Origin of the sequence: Blautia sp. AM47-4 (assembly GCF_003479865.1) — a bacterium.
In the GTDB taxonomy this organism is placed as follows: Bacteria; Bacillota; Clostridia; order Lachnospirales; family Lachnospiraceae; genus Fusicatenibacter; species Fusicatenibacter saccharivorans.
In genome coordinates this window covers 49,774-67,437 of sequence record NZ_QUHY01000004.1, presented here as the reverse complement: position 1 = coordinate 67,437, position 17,664 = coordinate 49,774, and the positions used below count along the sequence as shown (strand labels likewise).

Genomic DNA, 17,664 nt, shown 5'->3' with positions numbered 1-17,664 from the left:
TGGAGCCTGGATTTTAGGAAAGCTGAAAAAGAATCCCATAGAAGAGAGGAAGATATCCTATGAAACAGTCGGTATTAGAATATAAGAAACTTCTGGAGCAGGAAGGCCTTCTGGTGGAATTTGCAGAGCCGGAAGGAAAAGAAGGAGAGGACAGACCCGTTACCCTCGTAACGTATTTTTCGGGCGGAGCGGATCAGGGAACGCTGTTTCTCTGCAAAGGAGCTGCATTCAAAGAGGCATACTTAAAAGACGCCGTAAACCGCGGTGCTGTTGCCTATGTAAGTGAAAAAAAATACGAAGCGGGAAAAGAAATTCCGGCGCTCATCGTCAACGATGCCAGAAAAGCACAGTTTGTGCTGGGTGAGGCGTTTTACGATTATCCGGCAAAGTCGCTGCATGTCACGGCGCTGACCGGAACAAAAGGAAAGACAACGACAGCCTACTACCTGCAGTCGATGCTCGATGCCTGCCTGAAAAAACAGGGCGGAAACGGATGTGCACTGTTAAGTTCGATTGAATATTACGACGGAAAGACGAGAGAAGCATCAACGCTCACCACGCCGGAATCCCTGGAGCTGTGCCGTCATATGCGCAATGCCGTAGATGCAGGCCTTTCCCATATGGTGATGGAAGTATCCTCCCAGGCGCTCAAATACGAGAGAGTCGGAAACACGCATTTTGATACCGCCATTTTCCTGAACATCTCCAAGGACCACATCAGCCCGACGGAGCACAAGGATTTTGATGATTATTTCCAGTCGAAATTAAAGATCTTCGACCGCTGCACCTGCGCCTGCGTGAACCTGGACAGCGACCATATCGGGGAAATCCTGAAAGCTGCGGCAAAATGTGAGCGCGTCGTTACGTTTGGATCGAAAGAAAATGCTGTAATCCGCGTGAGTGATATCAAGCCGGGCAGAGGAAAATTCTATTTCCATGTGGCAGGACCGGATTTCTCGGAAGATTTTACCCTGCCGGTGCACGGAGCCTTCAATGTGGAGAATGCCGTAGCTGCCATTGCGGCTGCCTGGTCGATGGGAATCCCGGTTTCGCTGATCAAGGAAAGCCTCCTTGGCGTCACCGTTCCGGGAAGGATGGAGACGTATGAGAGCAGCGCGGGCGAGGTCACGGCGATCGTGGATTTCGCGCACAATGGCCTGAGTTTTGAAAAAATGTTTGATACCGTAGCACTCGAATATCCGGGGAGCCGCGTAAGCGTTGTGTTCGGAACCCCGGGCGGAAAAGCATTCAACCGCAGAAAAGATATGGGTGAGATTTCCGGAAAACGGGCGGACCGGATTTTCCTCGTACCGGATGATCCGGGAAACGAAGATCCGCAGGCGATCTGTGAGGAGATCGGCGGGTACATAGCAAAGGAAGGTGCATCCTTCCAGATCCGCATGGACCGCGGAGAAGCAATCCGGGAGGCGATTCTTGGCGCCGTACCGGGAGAGGTTGTTCTGATCCTTGGAAAAGGCGCGGACGTGACGATGCACGTCGGAAACGGAAATGTGCCGTACCGGTCAGATGCCGTCTATGCAAAAGAGGCGCTTGCCGAATATGGAAATGCATTTGCCGAAGCGGCAACGGCTCGTGAAACAGAAGAATAGAAGCAAAAACAGAAAAAAACAGAGCAAAAAAGACACGGAACAGAAAAATCCGTGTCTTTTTTGCGTCTGGCGGCAGCAGAAATGAAAATCAGACAGGAAATTTGGCGGATACATCCTACAAAATGTAGAAAAGAAGGACAGAAACTAGCCCGTATGACGAAAAGTTGTTAAAAATATAACGAACGAAAGTTAGACGTGTGAAACTAAACACAGAAAGCAAAAACCCGGGAACCATGCGGAAAAAGACGAATTCTGCGGGATGAAGGACAAAGCTGTAAGTTTTTGGAAAGAATTCTTGTGAAAAAGAACAAAAAATGGTATAATTGTATTGAAATATATCCAGAACACCCCTTCTGGAAGCGTACGGGCTCAGTGAGAAAAAAGATTTCACGAAAATGCTCGAAAAAAACACTTGTTAAATTCTTGTCATAGTGCTATGATAAGGAAAGTGAAAAATTTATCAATCACAAAAACCAACTAGGGGTATTTTAGAAAGGAGTATTTATGAGCAGCAAGATTACCATCATTGGAGCTGGAAGCGTTGGATCTACGATCGCCTATACACTGTCGAACGAAGACATCGCGTCTGAGATTGTTCTCATCGATATTAACAAGAAAAAAGTAGAGGGAGAGGTTATGGATATCGCGCAGGGTACCTGCTTCCGCGATCCGGTCTCCATCATCGCAGGTGAGTATGAGGATGCCAAGGACTCTGATATCGTAATTATTACTTCCGGTATTGCAAGAAAGCCTGGCCAGACCCGTATTGAGCTGACCCAGACCAACGTAAACATCTTAAAATCCATCACACCGGAAATCGTAAAAGCGGCTCCGAATGCCATCTACATCATTGTAAGCAACCCGGTTGATATCATGACCTACGTGTTTACAAAGATCTCCGGACTTCCGGAAAACCAGATCCTTGGTTCTGGTACCATGCTGGATTCCGCGAGACTTCGCTGCGGACTGTCTGAACACCTCAACATTGCCCAGAAAAACATCCACGCTTACGTATTCGGTGAGCACGGCGATACTTCCTTCATTCCGTGGAGCGGCGCTTACGTTTCCGGTGTCAGTCTGGACGAGTACTACGAGACCGTAGAAAAAATGGGCAGGAACGTAACCAAGATCGACAAAGATGCTATGCTGGAGTACGTAAGAACTTCCGGCGGACAGGTTATTGCAAACAAAGGAGCTACTTTCTATGCAGTATCTGTTGCAGTATGCAAACTGGTAGCAACCATTCTTTCTTCTTCCGATTCTGTAGCAACCGTATCTTCCATGATGCACGGTGAGTACGGCATCGAGGATGTATGCTTAAGCACACTGACCCTCGTTGGACCGAAAGGCGTACAGGGCAAGATTCCGATGCGTATGACAAAAGAGGAAGTAGAAAAACTCAAAGCAAGTGCCGACGCATTAAAAGCAGTTATCGCACAGATCGAGCACTAAGAGCGGGCAATAAGCTCAAAACATAAAATTTATGGCAGTGGCAGAAAGTGCGAAAGAGCGGTATCTCCCACTGCCTTAACGTGCGCCTGAAGAAATTTTCCGCCGGGTGTACATAAAAAGAGTACCGGAAACTTTTCCGGTGCCGGACAGAAGATACCGCAGGCAAAATGGAAACCAATAGGAGTAACAAGAAAGGAGCAATTCCATGACCTACAGTTATTTTCCGGGCTGTACGCTGAAGAACAAAGCAAAAGATCTGGATCACTATGCCAGAGAATGCGCAAAAGTTCTGGGATTTGAACTGGAAGAAATTGAAAACTGGCAGTGCTGCGGAGCTGTGTATCCACAGGCATCCGATGAAATCGCTACCAAACTTTCTTCGGTTCGCGCCTTAGCAGACGCCAAAGAAAAAGGACAGGATCTGATCACAGTCTGTTCCGCCTGTCATCACGTGATCAAACGCGTAAACGATGACATGGCGAATGTAGAAGACATTCAGACAAAAGTAAACAACTACATGGCTCTTTCCGAGCCATATCTTGGCGAAACGAAAGTACTTCATTATCTGGAAGTGCTGCGTGACGTCGTTGGATTTGACAAGATCAAAGAGAAAGTGGTAAACCCATTAAAAGGAAGAAAAATCGGCGCATATTACGGCTGTATGCTGCTTCGTCCGAGCACCACAATGCAGTTTGACGATCCGGAAAATCCGACAATCATTGAAGACTTTATCAAGGCCCTTGGCGCAACACCGGTCGTATATCCGATGAGAAATGAGTGCTGCGGCGGCTACATATCCCTCAAAGAAAAGAAAATGGCATCCAACATGGTAGACCAGATCATGGCATCCGCATCCTACAAAGGAGCAGAAGAACTGATCACTGCATGTCCGCTTTGCATGTACAACCTGCGCAATAACGGAACAAAAGAAGGTCTTCCGGTTACCTACTTTACCGAGCTTCTTGCAGAAGCACTCGGCATCAAAGAGGAGGTGCAGGCATGAAAATTGCAACATCCGATGAAATCCGTGCCATCGCCGGTGTGGATACCAGAAAATGTATGAAATGCGGTAAATGTTCCGCATCCTGTCCTGCTTATAACGAAATGGACATCCGTCCGCATCAGTTGTATCTTACGTACAGAACGGCGATGTGGAAGCACTGATGAACTCCAAGTCCATCTGGAAATGCCTCTCCTGCTTCGCATGTGTAGAGCGCTGTCCAAGAGACGTAAAACCTGCCAAACTGATCGAGGCAGTTCGTCTTTCCGTGATCCGTCAGAGAGGAGAGAATTATCTTTCTCCGGATGAAATTCCGGCTCTTCTGGATGATGAGACTCCGCAGCAGCTTCTGATGAGTGCATTCCGTAAATATAGAAAGTAAAAAACAACCCATCCACAGAAAGGTGAGAGAAAAGTGCAAAGAATAGGAGTATTTGTCTGCCACTGCGGTACAAATATTGCGGCTACGGTTGATGTCAAAAAAGTTGTTGACGTCATCAGCAAAGAGCCGGGTGTTGTTCATGCAGAGGATTATCAGTATATGTGTTCCGAAACGGGTCAGCAGAAAGTGATCGATGCCATTCAGAACGAGCATCTGACCGGCGTTGTCATCTGTTCCTGCTCTCCGCGTATGCATGAAGGAACGTTCCGCAAAGCAGCAGAAAAAGCGGGCCTGAACCCGTATCAGCTGGAGATTGCAAACATTCGTGAGCAGTGTTCCTGGATTCATAAAGACATGGAAGAGGCTACCGAGAAGGCCGTAATTCTGGCCCGTGCAGCCGTTGCTAAAGTTATGCTGGATACCCCGCTTACCCCGGGCGAGAGCCGCGTTGTAAAACGTGCGCTGGTGATCGGAGGCGGTATCGCAGGTATTCAGACTGCACTGGATATCGCAGATGCAGGCTATGAAGTAGATATCGTAGAGAAGACCCCGAGTATCGGCGGAAGAATGTCCCAGCTCGATAAAACATTCCCAACCCTTGACTGTTCTTCCTGTATCCTGACTCCTCGTATGGGAGAGGTAAACGCCCATGAGAAGATCAATATCTATACCTACAGTGAAGTAGAGAGCGTTGGCGGATTTGTCGGTGATTTCAAAGTAGATATCCGCAAAAAAGCAAGATACGTAGATATGGACAAATGTACCGGATGTGGTCTCTGCCAGGAGAAATGTCCATCTAAGAAAAACTTAAGTGAGTTCAACCGCGGACTGTCCACACGTACTGCAATTTACACACCGTTCGCACAGGCAGTTCCGAATGTACCGGTCATTGATACTGCAAACTGTATCCATTTCAAAACCGGAAAATGCGGTATCTGTTCCAAAGTCTGCGCAGCAGGTGCAGTAAATTACGATCAGAAAGATGAAGTAATTACAAGAGAGTACGGTGCTATCGTTGTTGCAACCGGTTTTGATACCATCAATCTGGATAAGTTTGATGAATATTATTACAACCAGAGCAAAGACGTTATTACCTCTCTTGAAATGGAACGTCTGATGAACGCTGCCGGCCCGACAGGCGGTAAAGTAGTACGTCTTTCCAATGGCGAGCATCCGAAGGATATCGTATTTATCCAGTGCGTTGGCTCCCGTGACGTAACCTGCAGAGGAAAGAGCTATTGCTCCAAGATCTGCTGTATGTACACCGCAAAACAGGCCATGCTGGTGCGTGACCATTATCCGGATGTCAATGTACATGTCTTCTACATTGATGTTCGTACCCCGGGTAAGAACTTCGATGAGTTCTATCGCCGTGCAGTAGAAGAGTTTAGCGTAGATTATATCAAGGGTCAGGTAGGAAAAGTATCTGAGGCTCCGAACGGACGTCTTCTGGTACAGGGATCCGACCTTCTGGACAACCGTCAGATCAAGATGGAAGCAGACCTTGTTGTCCTTGCAACGGCAATCGAGCCGAGTAAAGATGCAAGAAAACTGGCTACCATGCTGACTGCAAGTATGGATACCAACGACTTCTTTACCGAGGCACACGCAAAACTGCGTCCGGTAGAGTCTCCGACCGCAGGAGTTTTCCTCTCCGGTGTATGCCAGGGACCGAAAGATATTCCGGAAACCGTTGCACAGGCCGGAGCAGCTGCTGTCAAAGTAGTCGGACTGCTTGCAAAAGACAAACTGACCACCAACCCGTGTACAGCAGAATCCAATCCGCTGTTCTGTAACGGATGTGCATCCTGTGAAAAAGTCTGCCCATACGGCGCGATTTCTTACGAAGATCGTCAGGTCAACGACCACGGAATCCGCGAAACCAGACATGTGGCAGTCGTTAACGGCGCACTTTGCCATGGATGTGGTGCATGTACCGTTGCATGTCCGTCCGGCGCTATGGACCTGAAAGGATTCTCCAATAGACAAATTCTCGCGGAGGTAGATGCAATATGCCGATAGATAACAACGAAAACAAAGAATTTAAGCCAGTCATCGTGGCATTCTGCTGCAACTGGTGCTCCTACGCAGGAGCAGACCTAGCAGGTTCCAGCCGTCTTTCCTATCCGGCAGACGTAAAGATCATCCGTGTTCCATGTTCCTGCCGTGTCAATCCGCTCTTCATCTTAAGAGCATTCCAGAAGGGCGCTGACGGAGTCATCCTCTGCGGATGCCATCCGGGAGACTGCCATTACAGCACAGGAAACTATTATGCAAGAAGACGTATGACCCTGCTGTTCTCCATGCTGGATTACATGGGCGTTGAGAACGGACGTACCCGTGTGGAATGGGTATCCGCCGCAGAAGGTGTGAAATTCTCCCAGACCATGAACGAGTTCATCGAGCAGGTTACAAGCCTTGGTAAGAATGTCAGATTGGAGGATTTACGATGCAAGAAAAATTAGTATCCCGCGCAAAAGAGCTTCTGTCTGACGGTACCGTAGTCCGTGTTCTTGGCTGGAGAAAAGGTGACACTGATTTCAGTGCAGAGCCTGCATTCTTCGAGACTGCCGAGAGCCTTTCCGAGTTTACCTACGACGGATTCTGCGGCGCAAACCTTAGCAAATACATGATTAAAGCATCGAAAGAAGAAGGAAAAACACTCGTTTTCTTAAAACCGTGTGATACTTACAGCTTTAATCAGTTAATCAAAGAGCATCGTGTGGATCGCGAGAAAACCTATATCGTCGGCATCGGCTGCGATGGAAAACTCGATATCGAAAAGATCCGTGAAGCAGGATGCAAGGGTATTACCGCTGTAACAGAAGACGGCGATACCATCAAAGTGGCAACTGTTTACGGCGACAAAGAGCTCGCAAGAGAGGATGTTATCCTGGAAAGATGCAAAGCCTGCAAGGGCGGAAAACACGTTGCCTACGACGAGCTGGCAGAGAACTGCGACGAAGAGAAACCGGCAAAAGAAGGCCGTTTTGAACTGGTTGAGAAGCTCGAGGCAATGGCTCCGGAAGAGCGTTTCGCATTCTGGCAGAACGAACTGTCCCGCTGTATCCGCTGTAATGCATGCCGTAACGTATGTCCGGCCTGCAGCTGTATCAAATGTGTCTTCGATAATGACCGTTACGATACCGCACAGAAAGCAAATACGACTACATTTGAAGAGCAGATGTTCCACATTATCCGTGCATTCCACGTTGCCGGACGCTGCACCGACTGTGGCGAGTGTTCCCGTGTATGTCCGCAGCACATTCCGCTGCACCTGCTGAACCGTAAATTCATCAAAGATATCGACGAGTTCTACGGAGAGTATCAGGCAGGCGCCGATACCGACAGCCGTGCACCGCTCACCAACTTCACACAGGAAGATGTAGAGCCAAGTATCGTTAAGGAAAGGGGTTAAGGGATGTATCAGATTAGCAGAGAAAAAATGCCGGAGCTCCTTGCCGCTGTTGCAAAGGAGATGGATCTTTTCCTTCCGGTACAAAACAATGGAATTACCAATTTCGGTTTCTGGACCGAGGACGCAGACGTGGATCTCGATACCTTAAAAACCGTAAAATCCCCGAAAGATGCCTTTTTCCCGCAGAGTGAAATTCTTTACTCCTGCTATCAGAAGGCAAATAAAACCAGCATTGAACCGGCTGCATTAAAAGACGCACCGTTTGCTATCTTCGGCGTTCGTCCGTGCGATGTCAGAGCGTTCGATGTTCTGGACCGCGTTTTCTTAAGCGAGCCTGCAGACGTTTACTATGCAGCAAGAAGAGAGCACGGCATCGTTGTTTCCCTGGCTTGTCATGAGCCGGAAGACAGCTGCTTCTGTAAAACCTTCGGCATCGATGCTGCAGAACCGGCAGCAGATGTTGCTATGTGGCAGGTAGCTGACGGTTATGCATGGGAAGCAAAAACCGAAAAAGGCCAGAAACTGACCGAGCTTGTAAAAGCTTACCTGACCGAGCAGGATCTTACCAAAGAAGTAGAGGCTGAGAAAGAAGCAATCCGTACTCTGATCGACAAGATGCCAAACAGCAACCTTTCCCTCGAGGGATGGGGCGTTGGCAAGACAAAAGAACGTTTTGACGATCCGAAGTGGAAAGAACTTTCCGATGCCTGCTTAGGCTGCGGAACCTGTACGTTCTCCTGCCCGACCTGCCAGTGCTACGATATCAAAGACTTTAACACCGGAAACGGTGTACAGCGTTACCGCTGCTGGGATTCCTGCATGTACTCTGATTTCACCATGATGGCAGCAGGAAACAACCGTACCACACAGCTGCAGCGTTTCCGTCAGCGTTTCATGCACAAACTGGTATACTTCCCGGACAACAACGACGGAATGTATTCCTGCGTCGGATGTGGACGCTGCGTAGAGAAATGCCCGCAGTCGCTGAACATTGTCAAAGTAATCAAACGCATGGGAGGTACCAAGTAAATGTGCAATTGTAGTTGTGGAAGCGAAGAAAAGAAAAACGCTTTGCTGCCGCAGGTCGGTATCATCACAGATATCCGCCGCGAAACACCGGACGTAAAAACATTCCGTATCGTTCGTCCGGACGGCACCAAGCTGTTTGAACATATGCCTGGCCAGTGCGCAATGCTCTGTGTACCGGGTGTCGGAGAGGCACTGTTTTCCATTACCTCTTCCCCGACAAACAAAGAGTACCAGGAGTTCTCCATCAAGGAGTGCGGTACTTTAACGAATTATCTTCACAACATGTCCGTAGGAGATGAAATCCTGGTTCGTGGACCGTATGGAAATCATTTCCCGGTAGAAACCGTATTAAAAGGACAGGATCTGCTGTTCATCGCCGGAGGTATCGGACTTGCTCCACTGCGTTCTGTTATTAATTACGTACTGGACAATCGTGATAACTACGGTACCGTAGATATCGTTTACGGTTCCCGTTCCAAAGACGATCTGGTACAGTTAAAAGAGATCCAGGAAGTATGGGCGAAAGCAAAAGATGTCAACGTGCATCTGACGATTGACCGTGAACAGGAAGGCTGGGACGGCCATGTAGGATTCGTTCCGAATTATGTGAAAGAACTGAACATGTCCGTTGACAAAACAGCTCTGATCTGCGGACCGCCGATCATGATCAAATTTGTCCTTCAGGGACTTCAGGAGCTGGGCTATGAGAAAACACAGGTTTACACTACTTTGGAGCTTCGTATGAAATGCGGTATCGGAAAATGCGGCCGTGCAACATCGGAGATAAATATGTCTGCAAAGACGGCCCGGTTTTCCGCTGCGACGAGATTGACGAATTACCGAACGAATATTAAACGGAGGTTGAAGAAAATGCAGGAAATGGTAAATATTTACGTTTACGGCAAGAAGTATTCCGTACCTGGCGATCTGACCATTATGACCGCTATGGAGTATGCCGGATATCAGTTAAAACGCGGATGCGGATGCCGTCACGGATTCTGCGGTGCATGTGCGACCATCTACAGAATCAAAGGAAAGAATGAGCTGAAAACCTGTCTGGCATGTCAGACACAGGTAGAAGACGGTATGTATATCGCAAGCCTTCCGTTCTATCCGATCGACAAGAGAACCTACGATATCGAAGAGATCAGCGCAGAGCAGAGAGTCATGATGGATCTGTATCCGGAAATCTACAGCTGCGTTGGATGTAATGCATGTACCAAAGGATGTCCGCAGAGCCTGAACGTTATGCAGTATATTGCATACGCACAGAGAGGCGACTTCAAGAAATGTGCAGAAGAGTCCTTCGACTGCATCGGCTGCGGAATCTGTGCATCCCGCTGTCCGGCTGGTATCTCCCATCCGATGGTAGGAGAACTGGCAAGACGTCTGAACGGAAAATACATTGCTCCGAAGTCTGAACATGTAAAGAACCGTGTAGCAGAGATCAAAGAAGGAAAATTCGATGATCTGATCGAGCAGGTTATGCAGAAACCGATCGAAGAAATGCAGGAACTTTACAACAACCGTGAGATCGAGAAATAAGGAGGGAATTTCGAATGTATACACTGGCCAATATGCAGGACTCTATTAAAAAGGTAGAAGCTACCAGAGCCCAGAGAATGGCAACAGAGCCAAGAAGAATGACAGCGGATGAGAAAGATGCCCTTCTTGCAGCATATCATCCGGACTATAAAGAGGAAGGCTTCATCACCCTGAAAGTCGGTCCGAACAAAGGCGAGAAAGTTCCGACAGAGCTCGGCTATCTGCTGGAGTCCAACAGCCGTATCCTCGGTGTTGACATCGACCTTGACAAAGTAGATTATGACGTAGATGTACTGGTTATCGGTGCCGGTGGAGCAGGTTCTTCTGCAGCTATCGAGGCTCACGAGGCTGGCGCAAACGTTATGATTACCACCAAACTGAGAATTGGTGATGCAAACACCATGATGGCAGAAGGTGGAATCCAGGCAGCGGACAAAGAAAACGATTCCCCGGCACAGCATTATCTGGATGCGTTCGGCGGCGGACACTTTGCTGCAAGACCGGAACTGCTCCGCAAGCTCGTAATGGAAGCTCCGGATGCAATCTCCTGGCTGGAAAACCTCGGCGTTATGTTCGATAAAGATGAGAACGGCCGTATGGTAACTACGCACGGCGGCGGAACTTCCAGAAAACGTATGCATGCATGCCGTGACTACTCTGGAGCAGAGATCATGAGAACACTGCGTGATGAAGTCATCAACCGCGGTATTCCGGTGATCGAGTTCTCTTCCGCAGTAGAATTGATCAAAGACGATAAGGGACAGGTTGCAGGTGCTGTTCTCCAGAACATGGAGACTGGCGAGTACCAGGTAGCAAAGGCAAAAACCGTTATCATCGCAACCGGTGGTGCGGGACGTCTTCACTACAACAACTTCCCGACATCCAACCATTACGGTGCAACCGCTGACGGTCTGATCCTTGGATACCGTGCAGGCGCTCCGCTTCTGTATCAGGATACCATTCAGTACCATCCGACCGGAGCTGCTTACCCGGCTCAGATCTTCGGTGCTCTGGTAACCGAGAAAGTACGTTCTCTGGGCGCAATGCTCGTAAACGTAGACGGCGAAGCATTCATGCATCCGCTGGAAACCCGTGATGTATCTGCAGCAAGCATCATCCGCGAGTGCTCCGACGACCGCAACGAGGGCGTTGAGACTCCACAGGGCAAGGCTGTATGGCTGGATACTCCAATGATCGAGCTGATCCACGGAGAAGGCACCATTGAGAAGAGAATCCCGGCTATGTTCCGTATGTTCATGCAGTATGGCATCGATATGAGAAAAGAGCCGATCCTGGTTTACCCGACGCTGCATTATCAGAACGGTGGACTGGAAATCAACGGCGAAGGCTTTACCAACACCGTAAGCAACCTGCTCGTAGCAGGTGAGGCAGTTGGAGGAATCCACGGAAGAAACCGTCTGATGGGTAACTCTCTGCTGGATGTTATCGTATTTGGCCGTGATGCAGGAAAAGCTGCAGCAGCAAAAGCAAAAGACGTAACACTTGGAAAGATGAATCTGGATCATGTGGAGAAATATGCTGAGACCTTAAAAGAGGCAGGCATTGACACCGGTATGGTATCTCCGCAGCTTCTGCCGGATTATGCAGGAAAGAGACACCTGTAAAATGCAGTAACCGCGAAAAAGCGTGTCGGAAGGGGGCGGCGTTTAAAAGCCGCTTCCGGGACACGCTTTCCGTGCTGAAATCCAAAAGGTTTTTCGGTACGATAAATCATAGAAGTAAAGAAAGGTGGAGAACCCCATGCGTGAAATTCAGGCTAGTACCATTACGGATGTGGTAGAGAAACTTTGTATCGAAGCAAACTACCATCTTCCGGAAGACGTAAAATGTGCCATCACAGGCTGCCGTGCCTGCGAGGATGGCGAGATTGCAAAAGGTGTTCTGGACAAAATCGTAGAAAATTATGAGATCGCAGACGCACAGAACGTGCCGATCTGCCAGGATACCGGAATGGCATGTGTTTTCCTGGAAATCGGACAGGATGTGCACATCGCAGGAGGAGATCTTGCAGAGGCAGTCAACGAAGGTGTCAGAAGAGGATATGACAAAGGATACTTAAGAAAATCCGTTGTCAAAGATCCGGTCAGAAGAGGAAACACCGGCGACAATACACCGGCTATGCTCTACACCGAGATCGTTCCTGGCGATCAGATCAAAGTAACCGTAGGCCCGAAAGGCTTCGGAAGCGAAAATATGAGTATGATCCGTATGTTCAAACCGTCCGCAGGTCTTCAGGGAATCAAGGATTTCATCCTGGAAGTTGTTGAGACAGCAGGCCCGAACCCATGCCCGCCTATGGTAGTCGGCGTTGGTATCGGCGGAACCTTCGATAAATGTGCACTGCTTGCGAAAAAAGCACTGATGCGCCCGATCGATTCCGAGAACCCGGATCCGTTCTACGCAGATCTGGAAAAAGAAATGCTGGAGAAAGTCAACAAACTCGGCATCGGACCGCAGGGCTTTGGCGGAAAAACCACAGCCATCGGCCTCAATATCGAGACAATGCCGACTCATATTGCGGGAATGCCGTGTGCAGTCAACATCAACTGCCATGTTACCCGTCATAAAACGGAGGTGATCTGATCATGGAAAAACATATTCAGCTGCCTTTAACAGAAGAACTGGCAAAAACACTGCATGCCGGAGATACCGTATATCTGACCGGAACTATCTATACTTCCCGTGACGCCGGACATAAGAGAATGTGTGAAGCGCTCGCAAGAGGAGAAAAAATCCCGTTTGATCCGACAGACGCTACGATTTACTACGTAGGACCGACCCCTGCAAAACCAGGCCAGGTCATCGGATCTGCAGGTCCTACCACCAGCGGCCGTATGGATGCGTATGCTCCGACCATGATGTCCGTAGGCGCAAGAGGAATGATCGGTAAAGGCGCACGTCTTCCGGAAGTTGTAGAAGCCATGAAGAAATATCATGGCGTATACTTCGGAGCCATCGGCGGAGCCGGCGCACTGCTTGCAAAATGCATCAAAAAAGCAGAGCTGATCGCATACGAAGATCTTGGCGCAGAAGCACTTCGCCGTCTGGAAGTAGAAGACATGCCGCTTTTTGTTATCATCGACTGCGACGGAAATAATCTGTATGAGATGGGAAGAAAAGAATACTTAGAAGCGCATAAAGAAGACTAAAGGTTACATTTGTAACGACGAAATACAAGAGAGACCATAGACCCGTCTGATTATTTCAGACAGGTCTCAAGCTGAAAAGACATCAGGGCATTAACACTTGCAAGCGACTTTCGGCAGAAAAAGAAATGAAAGAGGAAGAAAAACATGACTGTAGAAATGATAAGCCACTTACTGGAAGCACTGATGATCCTGTGCTTTGGCCTGTCCTGGCCGCTGTCCATTTATAAATCCTGGACTTCAAGAACAGCAAAAGGAAAGAGCCTTTACTTTGAGGTGTTCATCTGGATCGGATATATTTTCGGTATTGCTAACAAATTTATCAGCTATATGAACAATCCGGACAAAGACTGGATCTTTTTCCTTGCATGGGCTTTCTATTTCCTGAACATTGCAGAGATCACCGTAGATATGGTGCTGTACTTCCGCAATGTAAAACTGGATAAGAAAAGAGAAGCAGAGAAATAAAGCAGCGGAATACAGTTAAACTTACAGAATCCCCGGCGGTGCGGCATTTGAGGCGGCATCGGCGGGGATTCTTATTTCTATACGATGACTCACACTGCGAAAAGAAAACATTGCGGGAACGCAGAAAGCAGGGTATACTTGTGTATAGAATCTGCTTGACTTAAAGTGCACTTCATAGTTTAAAATAAAGAAAGCTGGAGATTTGCGGTGTCAGAAAAGAGAAGGTTCTGACAAAGCAGAGGTTTCGGCTTTCTTTTTATGTTGTATCGTATTTGGGTGTGAAAAAAAGGAAAAAACGAAAACGAGGTGAATGCTTTGGAGGCAAGAGAGGTATTAGAAAAAGTAAAAAACAACGAAATCTCGATCGAGGAGGCAGAGAAATATTTCAAAAAAGAGCCGTTCGAGGAGATGGGATATGCTAAGCTGGATACGCACCGTGAAATCCGGAGCGGATTTGCGGAGGTCATTTTCTGTGCGCGGAAGGCGGATGAACATCTGCTGAAGATTTTTACGCGTCTGTACGAGCAGGATGGGGAGGTCTTCGGAACGAGAGCCAGTGAGCATCAGTATGAGCTGATCCGCGAAAAGTTTCCGGAAGTGGTGTATGATCCGCTGTCGCATATTTTAAAAATAGAAAAGAAAGACAAGAAGCGGATCGGAAAAATTGCGGTCTGTACGGCTGGAACTGCGGATATTTCCGTTGCCGAGGAGGCGGCGCAGACCGCAGAATACTTCGGTGCAAACGTTGAGCGTATCTACGATGTCGGTGTGAGCGGTATCCACCGCCTGCTGTCGCGTCTCGATACGATTCAGAGCGCCAACTGCGTTGTAGCCGTTGCCGGAATGGAGGGGGCGCTGGCGAGCGTGCTCGGCGGCTTGGTGGACAAGCCGGTGATTGCTGTTCCGACATCCGTTGGCTACGGGGCCAGCATGAACGGTCTTTCGGCGCTGCTTACGATGATCAATTCCTGCGCGAACGGAATTGCCGTCGTGAATATCGACAACGGCTATGGAGCCGGATATATTGCAACACAGATTAACAGAATGGGAGTACATCAAGATGAGTAAAAGTTTATATCTGGAGTGCGGGAGCGGAATCAGCGGAGATATGACCGTTGCAGCGCTGCTCGACCTGGGAGCAGACCGGGAAGTACTGGAGAAATCACTGGAAAGCCTGAAACTGCCGGGATACGAAATTGCGATTACAAGAGTGAAAAAGTCGGGGCTGGATGCCTGCGATTTCAATGTGATTCTGGATGCAGAGCATGAGAACCATGATCACGATATGGCGTATCTGCACGGGGATGGGGCGGAAGTGCATGACCATCCACATGATCACGAGCATCATCATGACCACGAGCATGCGCACAGCCATGACCACGATCACACAGGGGAGCATCATCACCATCATGAGCACCGCGGGCTGCCGGAGATTCTTGCGATTATCCGCAGCGGCGGTCTGACACCGGGAGCAAGAGCGCTGGCGGAGCGGATTTTCCAGATTCTTGCCGAAGCGGAAGCAAAAGCCCATGGCGTTCCGCTTGATCAGGTGCATTTCCATGAGGTGGGAGCTGTCGATTCCATCGTTGATATTGTGGCTGCCGCTGTCTGCCTGGATAACCTGGCGCCGGATGAAGTCATCGTGACGGGTCTCAGCGAGGGAAGCGGCTTTGTCAGATGCCAGCACGGCATGATCCCGGTTCCGGTACCGGCTGTTTTAAATATCGTACAGGCACATGGCCTGACCCTCGTTCCGACCGGAATCCAGGGTGAACTGGTCACACCGACCGGAGCAGCCATTGTTGCGGCAATCCGTACCAAAGAGACACTGCCGGCATCCTTCAAATGTACCAGAACAGGTCTTGGCGCCGGAAAACGGACGTATGAGCGCCCGTCACTGCTGCGTGCAATGATGCTCGAAACAGAAGAAAACGACGAGAAAGATACGATCTGGAAGCTGGAGTGCAACATTGATGACTGCACCGGCGAGGCGCTCGGCTACTGCATGGGAAAACTGCTGCGATCAGGCGCAAGAGATGTCCATTACATCCCGGTCTATATGAAGAAAAACCGCCCGGCTTACCAGCTGGATGTAATCTGTGATGATAAAACGCGGGAGACGTTGGAAAATATCATATTCGCCGAGACCACCACAATCGGCATCCGCCGCTGCCGGATGGAGCGCACCGTGATGAAACGCGAGTTTGCGACAATCGCAACCGAGTACGGCCATGTGACAGTCAAGATCTGCCGCCACGGCGAGATCGAAAAAATTTACCCAGAGTACGAGAGTGCCGCAGTAATTGCAGAAAAAAGCGGCATGCCGGTCGGCGAGGCTGGTGCGTGGATCGTACAGAAATATAAAGAAGGAAACAAAAAAGCATGAGATATTTAAAACCACATTTTTACGACCAGTTTGTATGCACCGCCGGAGACTGCCCGGATACGTGCTGTGCCGGCTGGCAGATCGTGATCGACGAGGATTCCCTGGAGCGGTATGGAAATGAGAAGAGTGAGTTTGGAAAGCGCCTGCGCAATTCGATCGACTGGGAGGAAGAGTGTTTTTACCAGAACAACCGCCGCTGTGCCTTTCTGAATGATGAAAATCTCTGCGATCTTTACAAGGAACTGGGGCCGGATTCCTTATGTGACACCTGCCGCCTTTACCCGCGCCATACGGAGGAGTACGAGGGTCTGCGTGAATTATCCCTGTCCCTTTCCTGCCCGGAAGCTGCACGGATTATCCTGTCCTGCAAAGAGCCGGTGCGTTTTCTGGAGGAGGAGACCGACGAGGAGGATGATTTTGAAGAGTTTGACTTCATGATGTTCTCCCAGCTGGAAGACACGAGAGATGTTTTGTTCCGGATTCTGCAGAACCGCGAACTGCCGCTGCAGGAGCGCATGACGGCGGCAGAGCAGCTCGCAGAACAGTATCAGATCTGTATGGAGGAGCAGCGGGAGTATGATATCGATGACCTGCTTCGGAAGTATGAAAAGCATCTGGAAGAGGGAACCTTAAGCGAGTGCGTGGCGGAGAGCCTTGCGGAAAAAGGTGTGGATGCTGCATCCTTTCATGCATATGACCGCCAGGTGAAGGAACTTGCCGTTCTCCGCGGTCTCGAGCGTCTTCGTCCGGAATGGGATACTGTGCTTGACGGCACAGAAAAAGCGCTGTATCAGAACGGAGAAACCGCTTATCAGGCCATCTGTGAAGAATTCCATCGCACCTGGGGCGCTGCAGGTGAACGCCGTGCAGAGTGGGAAAACATCGGTGAGCAGCTTTTGATGTTTTTCGTCTACACCTATTTCTGCGGCGCCGTCTATGACGATATGGTCTGTTCCAAAATGGAACTCGCGCTGTTCTCTGTCCGTTGGATTCAGGAAATCCTGGTTGCACGGTGGCTGGAAAATGGAAAAACGCTTTCCATGCACGACATCGAGGAGCTTTCCTGGCGCTATGCGCGTGAGGTCGAGCATTCCGATGATAATCTGAATGCGCTTGAGGACTGGCTTTTTGAAACTTATGCACCAGAAGGCTGTGTGCTGGAGGAGGAGTAATCCTGCATCCGATAGACTTACTGCACATTTTCCCT

At 49.2% G+C, this 17,664-nt stretch carries 17 protein-coding genes; all 17 read left to right on the top strand.

The window, feature by feature from the left end; all coding sequences use genetic code 11:
* The first annotated feature begins 59 nt into the window (after window positions 1-59).
* Complete coding sequence (locus DW965_RS03910) at window positions 60-1,610, top strand: Mur ligase family protein (RefSeq protein ID WP_119198057.1); 1,551 nt, start codon at window positions 60-62, stop codon at window positions 1,608-1,610.
* 504 nt (window positions 1,611-2,114) lie between these two features.
* A complete protein-coding gene (locus DW965_RS03905) occupies window positions 2,115-3,062 on the top strand; it encodes an L-lactate dehydrogenase (protein ID WP_055219369.1) in 948 nt (315 codons plus the stop codon).
* Window positions 3,063-3,267: 205 nt separating this feature from the next.
* On the top strand, window positions 3,268-4,065 hold the full coding sequence (locus DW965_RS03900) for a CoB--CoM heterodisulfide reductase iron-sulfur subunit B family protein (RefSeq protein WP_022461168.1): 798 nt from the start codon (window positions 3,268-3,270) through the stop codon (window positions 4,063-4,065).
* On the top strand, window positions 4,062-4,226 hold the full coding sequence (locus tag DW965_RS20725; RefSeq protein ID WP_330420856.1) for a 4Fe-4S dicluster domain-containing protein: 165 nt from the start codon (window positions 4,062-4,064) through the stop codon (window positions 4,224-4,226). Before DW965_RS03900 ends, DW965_RS20725 begins: the two co-directional genes overlap by 4 nt.
* Complete coding sequence (locus DW965_RS20720; protein WP_330420855.1) at window positions 4,214-4,444, top strand: hypothetical protein; 231 nt, start codon at window positions 4,214-4,216, stop codon at window positions 4,442-4,444. Before DW965_RS20725 ends, DW965_RS20720 begins: the two co-directional genes overlap by 13 nt.
* 33 nt (window positions 4,445-4,477) lie before the next feature.
* On the top strand, window positions 4,478-6,466 hold the full coding sequence (locus DW965_RS03890) for a CoB--CoM heterodisulfide reductase iron-sulfur subunit A family protein (RefSeq protein WP_022461170.1): 1,989 nt from the start codon (window positions 4,478-4,480) through the stop codon (window positions 6,464-6,466).
* Entirely contained in the window at window positions 6,457-6,909 is a 453-nt protein-coding gene (locus tag DW965_RS03885) for a hydrogenase iron-sulfur subunit (RefSeq protein WP_055265382.1), read from the top strand. Before DW965_RS03890 ends, DW965_RS03885 begins: the two co-directional genes overlap by 10 nt.
* Entirely contained in the window at window positions 6,894-7,862 is a 969-nt protein-coding gene (locus DW965_RS03880; protein WP_055265384.1) for a 4Fe-4S dicluster domain-containing protein, read from the top strand. The genes DW965_RS03885 and DW965_RS03880 overlap by 16 nt, the downstream gene beginning before the upstream one ends.
* Window positions 7,863-7,865: 3 nt before the next feature.
* Window positions 7,866-8,891 (top strand): 4Fe-4S dicluster domain-containing protein, encoded by a 1,026-nt coding sequence (locus DW965_RS03875; protein WP_117801696.1) that lies wholly within the window; start codon window positions 7,866-7,868, stop codon window positions 8,889-8,891.
* Window positions 8,892-10,436, top strand: coding sequence for a 4Fe-4S dicluster domain-containing protein (locus tag DW965_RS20715; protein ID WP_330420854.1), 1,545 nt, complete (start codon window positions 8,892-8,894; stop codon window positions 10,434-10,436).
* Window positions 10,437-10,450: 14 nt separating this feature from the next.
* On the top strand, window positions 10,451-12,061 hold the full coding sequence (locus DW965_RS03860) for an FAD-binding protein (protein WP_055265391.1): 1,611 nt from the start codon (window positions 10,451-10,453) through the stop codon (window positions 12,059-12,061).
* A 136-nt stretch (window positions 12,062-12,197) separates the two neighbouring features.
* On the top strand, window positions 12,198-13,040 hold the full coding sequence (locus tag DW965_RS03855) for a fumarate hydratase (RefSeq protein WP_055265393.1): 843 nt from the start codon (window positions 12,198-12,200) through the stop codon (window positions 13,038-13,040).
* A gap of 2 nt (window positions 13,041-13,042) precedes the next feature.
* Window positions 13,043-13,606, top strand: a complete 564-nt coding sequence (locus DW965_RS03850; protein ID WP_117509210.1) for a Fe-S-containing hydro-lyase — start codon at window positions 13,043-13,045, stop codon at window positions 13,604-13,606.
* 144 nt (window positions 13,607-13,750) lie between these two features.
* Window positions 13,751-14,071, top strand: coding sequence for a hypothetical protein (locus DW965_RS03845; protein WP_022461179.1), 321 nt, complete (start codon window positions 13,751-13,753; stop codon window positions 14,069-14,071).
* Between the two features lie 315 nt (window positions 14,072-14,386).
* The gene (gene larB, locus DW965_RS03840) at window positions 14,387-15,139 is read left to right on the top strand and encodes a nickel pincer cofactor biosynthesis protein LarB (RefSeq protein WP_055219567.1); all 753 of its coding nucleotides are present in this window, start codon (window positions 14,387-14,389) and stop codon (window positions 15,137-15,139) included.
* Window positions 15,132-16,457 carry a nickel pincer cofactor biosynthesis protein LarC gene (gene larC / locus DW965_RS03835; RefSeq protein WP_117509209.1) on the top strand — a complete coding sequence of 442 codons (1,326 nt, stop codon included), beginning with the start codon at window positions 15,132-15,134 and terminating at the stop codon, window positions 16,455-16,457. Before larB ends, larC begins: the two co-directional genes overlap by 8 nt.
* Complete coding sequence (gene fliB / locus DW965_RS03830; RefSeq protein WP_055265399.1) at window positions 16,454-17,629, top strand: flagellin lysine-N-methylase; 1,176 nt, start codon at window positions 16,454-16,456, stop codon at window positions 17,627-17,629. The genes larC and fliB overlap by 4 nt, the downstream gene beginning before the upstream one ends.
* The last annotated feature ends 35 nt before the right edge of the window (window positions 17,630-17,664 follow it).